The sequence below is a fragment of the Tessaracoccus sp. OH4464_COT-324 genome, assembly GCF_003932855.1.
Classification (GTDB): Bacteria; Actinomycetota; Actinomycetes; order Propionibacteriales; family Propionibacteriaceae; genus Arachnia.
This window is the reverse complement of the sequence record NZ_RQYZ01000006.1, coordinates 1-14,913: the sequence shown is the minus strand read 5'-3', so window position 1 is coordinate 14,913 and position 14,913 is coordinate 1. Positions and strand designations below refer to the sequence as shown.

Here is a 14,913-nt window from a genome sequence, read left to right as displayed (position 1 = left end):
TTCCTCCCGTCAGCCGGCTGAGCGCTTGAGCTTGCGTCGCTCGCGCTCAGACATCCCGCCCCAGATTCCAAAGCGCTCGTCGTTGGCGAGCGCATATTCGAGGCATTCAGCGCGCACTGTGCAGCTCTGACAGACTCGCTTGGCCTCACGGGTCGAGCCGCCCTTCTCGGGAAAGAAGGCTTCGGGGTCGGTCTGCGCACAGAGCGCTTCCGTCTGCCAGGCGAAAGCGACATCGTCCCCTTCCAAAAATGCTGCTAGTTCGTCGTACATGGCCCCCTCCTTCCTTAAAAATTACACTAGTGTTGTTCGCTTGCGTCAACCCCGGACGCGAAAAACGACTCGCAGTTCGCCAAACCAGCAACGTCAGTTAGCCCTTATCACTTCTCCTACCGCGAATCCGAGTCCGCCGAAGCACGGTGCCATCGGGGTCATCCAGATCCTTGCTCGGCCAAGGCGAGCCAGCCTGGCTCCAGCTCTTGGCGTCGGCTGTGCCCATTGACGATAGCTTCAGCGACGGAGTGGCCGGGCTGGCCGGCGGCTGAGCGGTGGCCCCCGGCGCCGGGGGCCGGCTGGCCGGGCTGAGTGGCTGAACCGTCGGGCTGATGGGAGTGGGCGCAACGGGACGCACCGCAGGGCCGGGGGCCGTGGGGCGCGGGATGGGAGTATTCCCACCGTGCGCAGGCCGCTTCGAGCGCTTGATGGCCGCAGCCGTCCGGCTGAGCAGTGAGGTGTCCTTCAACGCACGGCTGCGCTCCAGAACAGAAAACGGCGCTGGGCTGAGTGGCGATCTGGGCTGAGGCTGGCTAGCTTGTGGTTTCGCCAGCGAGGTCTTGCTGCGCCGGTCGGCGTCCCAGAGCACCCAGAAGGTGAGAGCGAAGCCCATCAGGCAGTAGGCCACCGTCTCCAGCAACACCACGGTGTTGCCCATGACCTGGGCGCGGGACATGTAGGCCAGGCCCGCAATCGTGACCGAACCCAGCGCGGTGCCGCCCGCAACCGCGAACCGTACGCCGAGATGCATGCGATCGCCGCCGGCGGTGAGCACCGCAGCAATCCAGAGCGGCCAGAACATCGGCACGGAGTAGGCGCTGTCGAACGCAGCAATCCGGGTCCACAGCACGGCCGCGACGTCGAAGGCGCCCGCTATGAGCAGAGCGCCGGCGCAGAACGACGGCCAAATGCTAGGTCGAGATTGCTGATCGTTCATGCCCAATCTGCTCCCTGTTCTTCCTCCACTAGTGCCACAAGTTGCTTAACCTGCTCGACGTCGTCCAGGTCCGCCACGAGCGTCGCCTGGCGGGTGACCACCACCAGCTTCCGCTCCAAGCCGAGTGTCGCGACGACGTGCTCCGAGCCAGTCATGTTAACGACGATACAGTGTGATGAGTTCATCGACACAGTTCGACCGCTACGGATATTTCCCTGTTCGTCGGATCCCAGCAGCTCCGCATAGCTCACGTAGCCTCCGACGTCCCTCCATTCTACGTCGAGTGGAACGCTGAGCACACAAGCATCCGTTTTTCCTTGTGAAACCGGCTCCATGACCGCGTAGTCGACGGAGATTTTGCGCAGGCTCGGGAACAGTTCGTCGAGGCGTTCGGGGTGCTCCGCGAGCTCCCGAACGGTGCGTGCCGTTTCCGGCAGCAGTTGCGTCAGCTGGCCGAGGAAGGTGGCCGCCTGCCAGACGAACATTCCAGCGTTCCACCAGTACTCCCCGCTGGCCAGGTACGCCTCGGCCACCTCCCGGCTCGGCTTCTCCTTGAACTCCGCCACCCGATGGACCCCCGGCTCCACCTCCTCGGCTCGGTGCAGATAGCCGTAGCCGGTGTGCGGCTCGTCGGGCACCACGCCCAGCGTCACCAACGCGCTCGGGTGCCGCTCAGCCGCCTGGAAGGCGATGCCCAGAGCCGTCTGAAAGCGATCCACCGGCGTGATCACCTGGTCGGCAGTCACCATCGCCACCACTGCTTCCGGGTCGCGGTGGGCCAGCACGGCGGCGCTCCAAGCCACGGCGTTCAACGAGTCCCGGCCCTCCGGCTCGCCGAGGATGTTCTCCCGACGCAGTTCCGGCAGCTGCCGCGCGACGTCGTCGGCATAGGCCCGTCCCGTGCACACCAGAACCCGCTCATCGGGCACCAGGCCCCTCAGCCGCTCATAGGCCAGCCGAAGCAGCGACTTGCCCTCGAAAATCTCCAACAACTGCTTCGGGCGGCCCTTCCGAGACAACGGCCAAAGCCTGGTACCGGAACCACCAGCCATGATCACGACGTAACGCATAGGGCCACCGTACCTGCCGGTAGCATGTCCCGCATGCTGAACACGGCCCTGTCCCGGCTCGGCCCGGGACCGCTGCTCACCTACTACGACCCGGACTCGCGAATCGAGCTCTCCGGGGTGACCTTCAACAACTGGGTCGCCAAAACCGCAAACCTGCTCGACGACTGCGCGACAGGTCAGCGGGTCTGCCTGGGGCTGGCGGAAACTGACCCCGGACACTGGGTGACCCTCGTGTGGGTCGCGGCGACGTGGTTCAGCGGCCGCGAGCTGGTCGTCGGGGTGCCCGACGGGGCCGAGTTCGTCGTGGTCAACGGCGACGATGCCCGATGCGGGGAGACCACCGTCGCCTGCTCGATGCATCCCTTGGGGCGAGGGCTACCCGCTCCCCGAGACGGCGCCATCGACTACGCGGACGTGCTGGCCCAACCTGATGCGGCCCTCGCGCCGCAGCCTGAACCCGACGACCCGGCCTGGGGGTCCCGAAGCCACGCCGACCTGGCGGTCCCCGGCAGGCGCGACCGCCTGGCCTTCGTCGATCCCGACTTCGACTGGCCGACCGTCGCCGCCCTCCTACTGGCCCCGATCCTGGGCGGCGGGTCCAGCGTCGTGATTTGTGGGCTGAACGGGCACGAGATCGACAGGGCTCTCACTGCGGAGAAGGCAACGCGGTGGCGGGCGTGAGCCCGGTGTGGTGCGCCAGGAAAGCCAGCTGATCGGCAAGCTCCGCGAGCGACGCCGACTTCGGCTTGCCCTGCCCGTGGCCGACGCGGGTGTCCACCGCCAGCAGGAAGGGCCCGCCCTCGCCGAGGTGCTGCAGCTGGGCCGCGAACTTGTACGAGTGCGCGGGCACCACGCGATCGTCGTGATCGCCCGTGGTGATGAGCGTCGGCGGGTAGCGTTGCGGGCGCACGTTGTGCACCGGAGAGTAGGCCAGCAGGTATTCGGCGGCCGCCGGGTCGTCCGGGTCGCCGTAGTCCCAGGTCCAGGCCCAGCCGACCGTGAACTTGTGGAAGCGCAGCATGTCAAGCACGCCCACGCCCGGCACCGCTGCGGCCCACAGGTCCGGGCGTTGCGTCAGCGCGGCGCCCACCAGGAGCCCGCCGTTGGATCGCCCGTGCAGCCCCAGCTGGTGTGCGGTGGTCACGCCCCGCGCGATGAGCCCCTCGGCCACGGCGTAGAGGTCATCGAAGACCTGCTGCTTGCGCTCCCTGGTGCCCGCCGCATGCCAGGCATCGCCGAACTCGCCGCCGCCGCGCAGGTTGGCCACGACGAGCGTGCCGCCCGCCGCGAGCCAGGCGGACAGGACGGTGCGGTATTCGGGGACCATCGGGATGTTGAATCCCCCGTACCCCCAGATCAGCGTGGGCTGCGGCCCCGCCTGCGCCGACGTCGGGCGCAGGATGAACGACCGGACCGCCGCGCCGTCGCTGGAGTTCACCTCGAAGCGTTCCACCCGGCAGGGCACGTTCACCGCGCCCGGCGCCGGCTCGATCCGCTCCCAGGACACGAGCTCTGCCCCGCGGAGCCGGGCCACGAAACGCTCCCCGCGGTCGCTGAACCTGCTCGTGGCGAGGAAAACCTCCTCGCTGTCGGGTAGCGAGTTGAGCCCGCTGATGCTGCACGCCTCACCCACGGGCAGCTCAGCGCCCGGGTTGCCCCGCCGATCGAGCGGCACCAGGAGGCACTGGGCGTCCTCCATGTAGTGGGCGACGTAGCCTGCGGCCGTCGGCTCCAGGCCCACCAGGACCCGGCTCGGGTGCTGAGCCAACAGCTCGCGTGTCTCCCCCGTGTCCAGATTGACGGCCGCAGCCCGGCCGCGGGGTGCGTCTTCGTAGCTGACGGCAATCAGCTCGCCGTCACGCACGACGACGGGCCACCACTCGTGGGCCCCGTCCACCAGCAGGCGTAGCTGTTCCTCCTCGTGACGGCGCACCCAGATTTGGGTCTCCGGCTCCATACGTTCGCTGGTGGCCAGCACGAACCACTCGTTATCGCGCAGCTGCGTTCCGTGGGTCTGCTCCGTCGGGGGCAGCCACAGCGTCGAGCGCTCGCCGCTGTCGACGTTGAACGCGGTGAGCGTCCCGGTGTGGCTCACCTCGGTGAGCGCGTTGCCGGATGGCTCGTCGTAGCTCAGGAAGGTGAAGGACCGCCCACCGGGCAGCCACACCGGGTCGTTCCATTTCGTCCAACGGATCTCGTGGCCCAGGTCGGTGAGCGTTTCGAGATCCAGCACCCGGATCGTGCGCCAGTCGGATCCGCCCTCGGCGACCGCATAGACGAGCAGGGTGGCGTCGTCGTTCACCACGGCGCTCACGACGGCGGCCTTCCCGTCGGTGCTCAGCAGGTTGGGATCGAGCACGGTTTCTGCTTTCTCCAAACCGGCAACCGTGGCGGATCGGATGAGCCGGGGCTGGTCCGCGCCGTCGTTCACCCACGCGAACAGCCAATCGCCGCGCCGCCACGGGCAGCCACGCACCGGCGCGTCCAGCAGCCGGGTGAGGATCTCGACGAACCCTTTCCGCTCCGGGAGCGCCTCCAGGTAGGGCCGGGAATGGGCGTTCTGTTGATCGATGAACAGCGCGACGTCGGCGCCGTCGCCTTCGAGCCAGCGGTACGGGTCGGGCACCAGCCGTCCGGCGATATCGATATTGACCTCGTCGCGACGCGCGGCGGGATACATCCAACAACTCCTCGGGTTCAGGCCGGGGAGTTCCGGAAGAATCCAGCTCCCCAGCAGCAATGCATGGTGGCCAGCACGAGTGGCAGCCATAGCCTAGCGGCGGGGTCCGTCCGGATTCGAGACGCAGCGAAGATCAAAAAGACGGCGTAGGTGGCGGGCGCGAGCAGCGCCGCGGCCAGCCGGTTGCGCAAGCCCAGCCCAATCAGCCCCGCGACGAGGCCGCTCGCCAACCCGGCCACCGCTACCGGCGGAACAAGGTAGCGCACCGCCGCCGTGTCGGGGTGCCTGCGGATGACCTCCCTGCGCCAGCTTCCGGTCCGGTAGAACTGCACGGCCAGGGCGCGCAGGGTGGAGCGAGGGCGATACGTCACCTGCAGGGTGGGCGAGAAGTACACCAGGTGGCCGGCCTTCCGGAGACGGTAGTTGAGCTCCCAGTCCTGCGCCCGGTGCAGGCTCTCGTCGAATCCACCGACCTCCGCCAGCGCCGACCTGCGAAACACCCCGAGGAACACCGTCTCCGCTGGCCCGGCGGGCGTGGAGGCCAGGTGGAAGCCGCCGCCGCCCAGCCCGTAGGGCGAGTTGTAGGCGGCGGCCACCGCCCGCTCGAAGGGGGTGTGCCCGACCGCAACCATGCGCCCGCCGACGTTCGCGGCGCCCGTTTCCTCCAACAGCCGCACCGCCTCTCGAATGTAGCCATCAGCCAGCTCGCCGTGGCCGTCGACGCGCACTATGACGTCGTGGCTGGCCGCCGCTATCGCGATGTTCAGCCCGGCCGGGGTCAGCCCGGTGGGGTTGTCCACCACCCGCACCTCGGGATGCCGCTCGGCGAGCCGCCGGGCGATGGCGGCGGTGGCGTCCCTCGACGGGCCGACGGCCAGGATCACCTCCATCGGCCCCGGGCTGTCCTGGGCCAGCACTCTCTCCACCGCGGCGGCGAGGTGACGTTCCTCGTCGCGCACCGGCATCACGACACTTACGCTCATGACCCGAGCCTATCCGCTGACCGAACAGACCTGTTCGAGGTCCTCGACGGCTCCGGCCGGCTGGTAGGGCTCAGGAGTTTCGTCGGGCCCTGCCTTGTCCTCGGGCTGGGCGGGCTTCGGCTGATCCTGTTGCGCGCTTTCCGTGGGCGCTTCGGCCGCGGGCGTGGCCTCGTCTGCCTGTTCCGCTGCGGAGATCCGCTCCCGCACCAGGCGCCGAATGAGCTGGAAGTCGGGGTTCGCGGTGCGTTCGATGACCGGCGGGGAGAAGTTGATCGAGGCGACCTGCAAATCCTTGCCTTTGGCGGCCAGCGAGACCAGGTTGACCAGTTCCGAGCCGGGCACGTCGGTCTTCAGCAGGTCCTTTCCCGCCTCGGACAGCTCGACGAAGCGGTCCGCCACGGTCTGCGGGTCGAGTTGCTTCGACATGGCGGAAAGCACGCACTTCTGTCGCTGCATTCGCTCGTAGTCGTCCGCCCCGATGCGCGACCTCGCGAACCACAGGGCGTGGTAGCCGTCCAGGTGCACGCCCTCACCCGGCTCGATGTGCCCGCTCACCGGCGAGCTGCCGCCGCCGATGGGGATTCGTTTCTTAATGTCCAGTTGGATGCCGCCCAGCGCGTCCACCATCTTGGCGAAACCGTTCATGTCGACCAGCGCGTAGTAGTTGATCTCTAGCCCCAGGGTCTCGCTGACCGCGGCCTTGGTGGCCTCCAAGCCCGGGTTTACGTCGGCCGGGAACTCCGCGGCGCGGTCCTCCCCCGCTGTCCAGACCGCGTTTAGCATGCACTTGTCGTCGGGGCAGTGGAACCCGTTCGGGTAGGCTTTGCGCATGGGGGAACCCTCGGCGAACGGCACCCGCTGCATGTTCCTGGGTAGCCCGAACACGACGGTGCGGCCGGTTTCCGCGTCGATGGAGACGAGGTTGATGGAATCGGGGCGCACACCATCGCGGTCCTCGGCCGCATCCACCCCCAGCAGGAGAACGTTGAACCGACCCTCTTTGGCCGATGTTTCTCCGCCGCCCGGCAGCACTTGGGCGACGTTCGCGGCGGCCGCGAGGAGGCTCGAAACATAGGCGGCGCTGAAGCCGACCGTCGCGGCCAACGTCACCACCGCGATCGTCATGCCCAGTCGCGCGTTCTGTGGCATGGACATGGGCTTGGATAGCCGCCAGGCATCCAGCATCATGACTAGCCAGCCGACGAAAACCACCCAGAGCAGGATGCGCGCGACACCGGCCACCCCGGGGCTGAGGAGAAGCCCGACGATGGGCCCGGGAAACAGCCACAACGCCAGGCCGAGGAGCACTACAATGCCGACGACGACGCCCCACACCCGCAGGGCGATTGTTCCCAACGCCCTATGACCCGCGTAACGCTGCACGACGCCGGGGAGAAATGTCGTGAGCAGCAGAAAACCAGCCCCCCGACGCCAGTGACTCCCCGCACTCGACGAATTAGTCATCCCTCGCCCTCCTGACTTGGTTCACACAGTCTCAATCCTCGCGTTTATTGTGGGGACGCGGCGCGCCGAGTAAGGCTCAAAACGGGCGCGTAGAATTGCTGTGTGACCAACGAAGACTTGCGCTGGCTGTATCGGCAGGACCCTCAGACGGAGGAGACGAAGGTGCTGTCCACACCCGAGCAGTACGGCGCGTCCGGCGACTATCCGCAGCCGGGTTCGGCGCAGCCCGCCTGGGGCCCCGGCGTCGGCCAGGCAACCCCGCAAGGCGCTGGTTATCCGCCCTCGGGGGCCCACCCAGCCCCCAGCGGCTACCCGCCGTCGGGCGCCCACCCAACCGGCGTCGGGTACCCAGTGCCGTCCGGTTACCCAGCCGCCGCGGGCGCCGGGCAGCCCGGACACCCTCCGCCCGTGTACCCGAGCGCCCAGCCGACGCGCCCCGCGGCCGCCGAGCCGCCGTCGAGCCGCCCCACCCGCAGGAGGCGTCGACGGCGGTTCAGGCCGGTGCGCACCCTGCTGTTGCTGTTCCTTGCCTGGATCATCTACCTGGTCGGCGCGCCGATCTACGCCTACCTGACCGTCAGCACGCTGCCGGAGGCCGCCTCCACGCTGCCCGATCAGCCGGGCACCACGGTGCTGCTGGTGGGCTCCGATGCCCGGGATGACCTGACCGACGAGGAGCAGCGCCGCCTGGGCACCGGCTCGACGGAGGGCCGGCGCACGGACTCGATGCTGCTGCTGCACACCTCGACGAGCGGCAAGTCGGTGTTGCTGAGCCTGCCGCGCGACTCCTACATCGACATCCCCGGGAAAGGCAAGAACAAGCTGAACGCCGCCTACGCATTCGGTGGCCCGAGCCTGCTGATCCAGACGGTAGAGGCCAATACCGGCATCAAAGTTGACGGCTACGTCGAGATCGGGATGGCCGGCCTGGCGGATCTCGTGGACGCGGTGGGTGGCATCGAAGTCTGCCCCGAGCGGGCCTGGCAGGATCAGGACTCCCACTTGGACATCCCGGCAGGCTGTCAGCGGCTCGACGGGGTAACGGCTCTCGCCTATGCGCGGATGCGGAAAGAGGACCCGCGCGGCGACCTGGGAAGAATGGAGCGCCAGCGCGAAGTTCTTGGCCAAATTGTCAAAGAAAGTCTCCACCCAATGACGTTTATCAACCCGGTGCGTTATTGGCGAGTCAATGCTGCTGTGGCCTCCACTCTTCGCCGCACGGAAAACACGGGAATGAGCGCTTTGTTCAGCGCGGGCACCGGCCTGGTTTCCGGTTGGAGCGGCAGCGGCATCGAGTTGACGGTCCCCGTGTCGGACCCGAACGCAAAAACGAAGGCGGGATCTTCCATGATCTGGGATGCTAAGGCCGCCCCCCAGGTGTTCGAGGCCATCGCCAAGAGCGACCTGGACCAGCTGGAACGCTTCCGCTGACCCGGCTCCACCCCGAACTGATCCCCCTTACCCCTATCCTAGTGAAAGCCACCTATAACGAATGGAGAGGTAATGAGCCAGCACCCTGGGAACTTCCCCCAACCCGGCCAAGGCATGCCGCCTCAGCCAAGTGGAAACTACGGCCCCGACCCCTACGGACAGGCCCAGGGCGGCCCGCAGGGCCCCCAGTTCCCGTCGCAGCCCTCCGGCCCCGCCCCTCAGGGTCCGCACATGCAGCACCCCGGCGGTATGCCGCCGCAGGGCTACCCCCAGAACGCAGCGCCCGCGAAGAAGAAGTCCAAGGCCCCCGTTATCGCAGCCAGCGTGCTGGGCGTCGCCGGACTCGGCGTGGGTGGTTTCTTCCTGGCCAACTACTTCCTCGGTGGCGGCAGCGTCTCGGCTGCTAGCTCCGCGATCCCGAAGGACGTGGTGGCCGCCGTCGAACTCAATCTCAATCCCGGAGCCTCCAACCTGGTGGCGCTGCGCGACATCGCCAAGAAGTTCCCCGGGCTTGATGTCCCGGAGACCAACGACTACAAGGAACTCGTCTACGGCCTCATCCCGGACGGGGATATGCCGGATTACGAGAGCGAGATCAAGCCGTGGCTGGGCGACGCGATCACCGTCGCCATGACCGGCCCGGACGCTGACAACATCGCGCCGATCATCGCGATGGCCACCACGGACACTGCCAAGGCCGAGGAGTTCGCCAAGAAGCATCTGGCCGAGGGCGACTACCTCATCCAGAACGGCACGCTGGTGCTGCACAAGGGCAGCCTGGACGCGAACTACCTCAAGGACGGCGCGCTCACGGACAACCCGGAGTACAAGTCCGACATGAAGGCCGTGAAGAGCGACTCCCTGGCGGTGGTGTGGTTCGGCACCTCGGCGGCAGAGAAGCTGACCCAGGGGCAGCTGCAAGCCCTGCCCACCGGCGTCAACTACGCGAAGTCGCACGGCACGGTTTCTCTGCGGGTCGCCACCAACACCCTGGAGCTGGTGGCTAACACCACGGCCGACCAGGAGATGTCGTCGGGCAAGAAGGTCAAGGAAATCGTTGATGCCCTGCCCAACTCGTCGTCAATCGCCTTGGGCTTCAGCCTGCCGAAGGAATTCGCCGAGGTGTTCTTCGCGGCCGCCGACAACGCCACGGGCGAAATGCTTGGACGGTTCGGCATCAAGAATGCTGAGGAGTTGAGCGCGCTCGTGGGCGATCGCATCGCGATCTCATTCAACCCAGCCACCGGCGCCTTCCTCTTCCGGGTGGACACGCCGGACATGGCCAAGCATGAGGAAATTGCCCGAACCTTGATCCAGAACTTGAGCCAGCTCATGAGCGGCGTGGAAATCAAGGCGATCAAGCAGGGAGAAAGCGCCGTCTACAGCTTCAACATCGATCCGGCCCTGGCCTTCTCCGATGGGCTCGGCAAGGCCGAGCGCTATCAGAAGGCGGTGTCGGGTGACGGCCAGGGCGTGGCCTATATCGACGTTGAGATGCTGCTCAGCACCCCCACGGTCACGCAAGTCATGTCCGGCTTCGAGGAGTTCCTGCGCCCCATTGAGGCCATCGGCATGTACAACTCGACCAGCGGACAAACCAGCGAGGGCATGCTGCGCGTCACCTTCCGCTGACCCGCCCGTCAACCCAAGTAAAACGGGGGTGGCCGCGTGATACCGCGGCCACCCCCGTTGTTCTTTGCCTGGGTTCAGGCGCCGTGGGCCCGAACTCGCGCGCCCTTCGCCTGGGCTTCCTCGTTCAGTCTGGCCTGGAACTCCACCATCCGCTGAACCAGCGCGTCGTCGCCCACCGACAGCATCCGCACTGCCAGCAGCCCCGCGTTGCGGGCGTTGCCGACGGCCACCGTCGCCACCGGCACGCCGGCGGGCATCTGCACGATGGACAGCAGCGAGTCCATCCCATCCAGGTGCTTCAGCGCCACCGGCACCCCGATCACCGGCAGCGGGGTCAGCGCCGCCAGCATGCCCGGCAGGTGGGCGGCTCCCCCCGCCCCCGCGATGATCACCTTGATGCCCCGCTCGTGCGCGGCTCGCCCGAAAGCCACCATGGCCTCCGGCATCCTGTGGGCCGACACCACGTCGGCCTCATACGCGATTCCGAACTCCGCCAGCGCTTCCGCGGCCGCCTGCATCGTCGGCCAGTCGGAGTCCGAACCCATCACGATGCTGACCAGCGGTTCAGTCATCTTTCACTCCCATCAGATAGTTTGCCGCGTGCCGAGCCCGGCGGCGTACGTCGTCGAGCTCGAAACCGGTGCAGGTGACGTGGCCGACCTTGCGGCCCGGCTTCACCTCCTTGCCGTAGAGGTGGACGTGGGCCATCCGGTCGCGCGCGTAGACGTGCTGCAGCGCGCCGGTCAGGTCCTGCTCGCCGCCGCCCAGCACGTTCGCCATCACCACCACCTCTGCGGTGAGGTCCGGGGCGCCCAGGGGCAGATCCAGCACCGCCCGGATGTGGTTGTCGAACTGGCTGGTGACCGCGCCGTCGATGCTCCAGTGGCCCGTGTTGTGTGGCCGCATGGCCAGCTCGTTGACCAGGACGCGCCCGTCGGGCGCCTCCATCAGCTCGACGGCCAGCACCCCGACCGTGCCCAGCGACTGGGCCACCAGGATCGCCCTGGCCTGTAGCTCTGCGGCGACCTCGGGGTCGAGCCCGGGCGCCGGGGTGGTGGTTTCGACGCAGATCCCGTCGCGCTGGACGCTTTCGGAGATGGGGTAGGCCACCACCTGGCCCGAGGCGGAGCGCACCACGAGCGCCGACAGCTCGCGGACGAAGTCGATGTATTCCTCCGCGACGACGCGCACCGGCTTGCCCGCGGAGGCCTCCGGCTTGTGCGCGAATACCTCGGCCACCTCCTCCGGGCCGTGCACACGCCACACCCCCTTGCCGTCGTAGCCGCCGCGGGAGGTTTTGAGGATGATGGGCCAGCCGAGCCGCTCGCCGAACTCGACCGCGTCGTCGGGGCTCGCGCAGATCACGAACTCCGGGCAGGGCACCCCCAGCTCGCGCATCTTGAGCCGCATGTCCGCCTTGTCCTGGGCGTAGCGCAGCGCCTCCGGCCCGGGCCGCACCTCGGTGTCGAGCTGGGTCAGGTGTTGGGTGGGCACGTGCTCGTGGTCGAAGGTGAGCACCTGGCAGGCGGAGGCGAACTCACGCAGCACCGCCAGGTCGGTGTAGTCGCCGACCGTGGTGTCCGGCACCACCTGGGCCGCGGAGACCTCGGGCCCCTCGGCCAGCAGCCGCACGTCGATGCCCAACGAAATGGCTGCCTGCTGCATCATCCGGGCGAGTTGCCCGCCGCCAACGATCCCTACTGAATAGCGCACGGCCCGACTCTACTGCGAGTCGGCGGGTCATTCGCCCTGCGGATCGCCGTCCGGGCCGTCGCGGAACAGCAGGTCGGTGATGGCGACGTGCACTCGCTCGACGTTCGGGATGTCGTGGAGTTCGAGCGGCTGCCCGGCGGCCGTCTCCATCGTCAGGGTTCCGCACCCGAAGATCCGGTCGACCAGGTCTCTGTCGTAGTTGACGTTGTTGATTCGCCTGAGCGGCAGGTCGTGCCCCTTGCGGTTCACGATGCCGCTGCGGGTGATGATGCGCCGGTCCGTGATGGCGATCGTCGTCGTCATCCATTTGAGCCACGGCCAGAACACGAAGACGAGGAACAGCGCGAGCGCGACCCCGATCACCGCATAGTTCCCCCACGGGGCCCAGTTCTCGGGCAGGTAGCCGATGGCAGCCCCGGTGCCCGCGCCCAGGAGGATCAGCAGGATGATCGGCCAGAACAGCCGCTTCGGGTGTTCCCTCAGTTTGAGGACCATGACCTCGCCCTCGCCGAGGTGGCGTTCGTTGAAAGACATGGCAGCAGTCTGTCACGCCAGCCGGGCGTGCACCACGTCGCCGACCGCGAAGGAGCGGATGCCGTCGGCGGTGCGCACCTCCAGGGAGCCGTCGGCGGCGATGCCGTGGCCCACCCCGGGTAGCGGGGCGCCCCCGGTGGGGGTGATCGTCAGCTCCGCCCCGATGGAGGAGCACTGCGCGAGGTAGTCGTCGCGCAGCGTTGAGCTGGCCTCCCACTTCCGGTAGTAGCGCTCGAATGCGTTGAGCACCCCGGCCACCACGTCGTTGGCGTTCGTCGAGTACCCGGCGATGGCGAGCGACGTCGCGTTGGGCACCGGCAGCTGTTCCTCGGTGAGGGTGAGGTTGATGCCCAGGCCGACGACCGCCAGCGCCCGCCCCTGCTGCTCCAGACGCTCCGAGAGGATCCCGCACACCTTCCGCCCGTCGATCAGCACGTCGTTCGGCCACTTCAGCGTCACTTGGACGCCGGCGGGGGCCAGCCCCGCCAGGGCCGCCCGCACGGCCAGGCCCGTCAGCAGCGAGAGCCACCCCCAGTCCTTGGGCTCGGCCCGGGGGGCGAGCAGCACCGACAGGGAGACCGAGCGGCCGGCGGGGCTCACCCACTGCCGGGCGAGCCGCCCGCGGCCCGATGTCTGCTCTCGGGCGATCAGCACCTGCCCCGGCGCGGCGCCCGCGCGCGCGGCCTGCGCGAGGTCGCTGTTCGTTGACCCGGTGGAGTCGACGACGCGGATCGGGCCGAACATCGTGTGGCCGGGAAGCAGGCCCGAAATGGCCTCGGGGTCAGGGCGGGTATCGAACACGAGAAGACCCTATCCCACCCGTCCGCCCAAGGATTGCGGCCGACGAGGCTCGCGGGCGCGGTTGGGGCGCGGGCGGGCCCTACTCTTCGTCGGGCTGGTCGGCCTCAGGCTGCTCCAGCCGGGTGAGCAGCCGGGCGGCCTCCTCGTGGCCCTCGTCCGCCGCCTTCTGCAGCCAGCCCCGCGCCTCGGCCGAGTCTCCCCTGGCCAGCCAGAGACAGCCGAGCCGGTACATGGCGTCGACGTGGCCCAGCTCAGCGGCCCTGCGCCACCAGCCTTCGGCGTCGGCGGCCCGGCCCCGCTGTTTGAGCAGCCGGTCGAGGGCGTTCGCTTCGACGACGTGGCCCAACCGCGCGGCCGTGCCCCGCATCTCTTCGAGCGCGCGCTCCCGCGCGTGGAGCAGGACGCCGAGGTTAACCATGGCTGTGGTGTTGCCTTGCTCGGCGGCCTTGCGCCACCAGGTTTCGGCCTCCTCGGTGCGGCCCCGCGCGTGGAGCAGGACGCCGAGGCCGGCCATGGCGTCCGTGTTGCCTTGCTCGGCGGCCTTGCGCCACCAGGTTTCGGCCTCCTCGGTGCGGCCCTGCTCGTGGAGCAGGACGCCGAGGTTAACCATGGCGGTGGTGTGGCCTTGCTCGGCGGCCTTGGTGTACCAGCCTTCGGCCTCACCGACGCGGCCCTGCTCGTGGAGCAGGCGTCCGAGGTTGTTCATGGCGTCGGTGTGGCCTTGCTCGGCAGCCTTCGCGCACCAGCCTTCGGCCTCACCGACGCGGCCCTGCTCGTGGAGCAGGACGCCGAGGCCGGCCATGGCATCGGTGTGCCCTTGCTCGGCAGCCTTGCGCCACCAGCCTTCGGCCTCACCGACGCGGCCCTGCTCGTGGAGCAGGACGCCGAGGTTAACCATGGCATCGGTGTGCCCTTGCTCGGCGGCCTTCGCGTACCAGCCTTCGGCCTCGTCGGCGCGGCCCTGCTCCTTAAGCAGGACGCCGAGGATGATCATGGCGCCGGTGTTACCTTGCCCGGCGGCCTTCGCGTACCAGCCTTCGGCCTCACCGACGCGGCCCTGCTCCTTAAGCAGGACGCCGAGGGTGATCATGGCGCCGGTGTTACCTTGCCCGGCGGCCTTCGCGTACCAGCCTTCGGCCTCACCGACGCGGCCCTGCTCCTCAAGCAGGACGCCGAGGTTGAACATGGCTGTGGTGTTGCCTTGCTCGGCGGCTTTGCGCCACCAGGTTTCGGCCTCGCGGGTGCGGCCGGCCTCGTAGGCCCAGAAACCGATAGCGAAGGCCTCCTCGGGGGTGGCGAGTTCGCATGCGGCCTCCCAGAGGGAGTCGGTTGTTGTGGTGGGCAGCTCGTCGCGGTCTAGCAGGTAGTCAGAGATGCGGTAGCCGCTGCCGGTACGGG

The 14,913-nt window shown here is 68.2% G+C and carries 14 protein-coding genes; 3 read left to right on the top strand and 11 right to left on the bottom strand.

Translation table 11 applies throughout. The features are described from left to right. Window positions 1-9 precede the first annotated feature (9 nt). The 3 genes from EII42_RS05040 to EII42_RS05030 form a co-directional block, all read right to left on the bottom strand. On the bottom strand, window positions 10-270 hold the full coding sequence (locus EII42_RS05040) for a WhiB family transcriptional regulator (protein ID WP_199729801.1): 261 nt from the start codon (window positions 268-270) through the stop codon (window positions 10-12). Between the two features lie 97 nt (window positions 271-367). Further along, window positions 368-1,207 carry a hypothetical protein gene (locus EII42_RS05035; protein WP_125171028.1) on the bottom strand — a complete coding sequence of 280 codons (840 nt, stop codon included), beginning with the start codon at window positions 1,205-1,207 and terminating at the stop codon, window positions 368-370. Next, window positions 1,204-2,277: a mannose-1-phosphate guanylyltransferase gene (locus EII42_RS05030; protein WP_125171027.1), complete on the bottom strand. Its 1,074-nt coding sequence runs from the start codon at window positions 2,275-2,277 to the stop codon at window positions 1,204-1,206. The genes EII42_RS05035 and EII42_RS05030 overlap by 4 nt, the downstream gene beginning before the upstream one ends. Before the next feature lie 33 nt (window positions 2,278-2,310). On the opposite strand from EII42_RS05030, the gene EII42_RS05025 reads away from it, so the two are divergent. Further along, window positions 2,311-2,958: a TIGR03089 family protein gene (locus EII42_RS05025; protein ID WP_125171026.1), complete on the top strand. Its 648-nt coding sequence runs from the start codon at window positions 2,311-2,313 to the stop codon at window positions 2,956-2,958. Here EII42_RS05025 and EII42_RS05020 read toward each other — a convergent pair. The 3 genes from EII42_RS05020 to EII42_RS05010 are packed head-to-tail and all read right to left on the bottom strand — an operon-like array spanning window position 2,924 to window position 7,404. Beyond that, window positions 2,924-4,957 (bottom strand): prolyl oligopeptidase family protein, encoded by a 2,034-nt coding sequence (locus EII42_RS05020; RefSeq protein ID WP_158676409.1) that lies wholly within the window; start codon window positions 4,955-4,957, stop codon window positions 2,924-2,926. The two genes, EII42_RS05025 and EII42_RS05020, sit on opposite strands and share 35 nt — an antisense overlap. Window positions 4,958-4,974: 17 nt before the next feature. Further along, complete coding sequence (locus tag EII42_RS05015; RefSeq protein ID WP_125171024.1) at window positions 4,975-5,940, bottom strand: glycosyltransferase family 2 protein; 966 nt, start codon at window positions 5,938-5,940, stop codon at window positions 4,975-4,977. A gap of 9 nt (window positions 5,941-5,949) precedes the next feature. Beyond that, entirely contained in the window at window positions 5,950-7,404 is a 1,455-nt protein-coding gene (locus EII42_RS05010) for an LCP family protein (protein ID WP_125171023.1), read from the bottom strand. 102 nt (window positions 7,405-7,506) lie between these two features. Between EII42_RS05010 and EII42_RS05005 the strand changes: the two genes are divergently transcribed. Continuing rightward, window positions 7,507-8,835, top strand: a complete 1,329-nt coding sequence (locus tag EII42_RS05005) for an LCP family protein (RefSeq protein WP_125171022.1) — start codon at window positions 7,507-7,509, stop codon at window positions 8,833-8,835. Between the two features lie 72 nt (window positions 8,836-8,907). Further along, window positions 8,908-10,467: a proline-rich domain-containing protein gene (locus tag EII42_RS05000; RefSeq protein WP_125171021.1), complete on the top strand. Its 1,560-nt coding sequence runs from the start codon at window positions 8,908-8,910 to the stop codon at window positions 10,465-10,467. Window positions 10,468-10,541: 74 nt separating this feature from the next. Here EII42_RS05000 and purE read toward each other — a convergent pair whose 3' ends face one another. The 5 genes from purE to EII42_RS04975 form a co-directional block, all read right to left on the bottom strand. Then, window positions 10,542-11,039, bottom strand: a complete 498-nt coding sequence (purE, locus tag EII42_RS04995; RefSeq protein ID WP_125171020.1) for a 5-(carboxyamino)imidazole ribonucleotide mutase — start codon at window positions 11,037-11,039, stop codon at window positions 10,542-10,544. Beyond that, on the bottom strand, window positions 11,032-12,180 hold the full coding sequence (locus EII42_RS04990) for a 5-(carboxyamino)imidazole ribonucleotide synthase (RefSeq protein ID WP_255416241.1): 1,149 nt from the start codon (window positions 12,178-12,180) through the stop codon (window positions 11,032-11,034). Before EII42_RS04990 ends, purE begins: the two co-directional genes overlap by 8 nt. 27 nt (window positions 12,181-12,207) lie before the next feature. Further along, a complete protein-coding gene (locus EII42_RS04985; protein ID WP_125171019.1) occupies window positions 12,208-12,714 on the bottom strand; it encodes a PH domain-containing protein in 507 nt (168 codons plus the stop codon). A 12-nt stretch (window positions 12,715-12,726) separates the two neighbouring features. After that, on the bottom strand, window positions 12,727-13,515 hold the full coding sequence (locus tag EII42_RS04980; protein WP_125171018.1) for a biotin--[acetyl-CoA-carboxylase] ligase: 789 nt from the start codon (window positions 13,513-13,515) through the stop codon (window positions 12,727-12,729). A gap of 79 nt (window positions 13,516-13,594) precedes the next feature. Then, window positions 13,595-14,913 (bottom strand): tetratricopeptide repeat protein (locus EII42_RS04975; protein WP_148098038.1); only part of this gene is annotated, 1,319 nt, incomplete at its 5' end.

Bases quoted from the DNA above. Each gene is read 5' to 3' on its own strand.
- EII42_RS05040 (WP_199729801.1), bottom strand. From the start codon at position 270: ATGTACGACGAACTAGCAGCATTTTTGGAAGGGGACGATGTCGCTTTC.
- EII42_RS05035 (WP_125171028.1), bottom strand. From the start codon at position 1,207: ATGAACGATCAGCAATCTCGACCTAGCATTTGGCCGTCGTTCTGCGCC.
- EII42_RS05030 (WP_125171027.1), bottom strand. From the start codon at position 2,277: ATGCGTTACGTCGTGATCATGGCTGGTGGTTCCGGTACCAGGCTTTGG.
- EII42_RS05025 (WP_125171026.1), top strand. From the start codon at position 2,311: ATGCTGAACACGGCCCTGTCCCGGCTCGGCCCGGGACCGCTGCTCACC.
- EII42_RS05020 (WP_158676409.1), bottom strand. From the start codon at position 4,957: ATGTATCCCGCCGCGCGTCGCGACGAGGTCAATATCGATATCGCCGGA.
- EII42_RS05015 (WP_125171024.1), bottom strand. From the start codon at position 5,940: ATGAGCGTAAGTGTCGTGATGCCGGTGCGCGACGAGGAACGTCACCTC.
- EII42_RS05010 (WP_125171023.1), bottom strand. From the start codon at position 7,404: ATGACTAATTCGTCGAGTGCGGGGAGTCACTGGCGTCGGGGGGCTGGT.
- EII42_RS05000 (WP_125171021.1), top strand. From the start codon at position 8,908: ATGAGCCAGCACCCTGGGAACTTCCCCCAACCCGGCCAAGGCATGCCG.
- purE (WP_125171020.1), bottom strand. From the start codon at position 11,039: ATGACTGAACCGCTGGTCAGCATCGTGATGGGTTCGGACTCCGACTGG.
- EII42_RS04985 (WP_125171019.1), bottom strand. From the start codon at position 12,714: ATGTCTTTCAACGAACGCCACCTCGGCGAGGGCGAGGTCATGGTCCTC.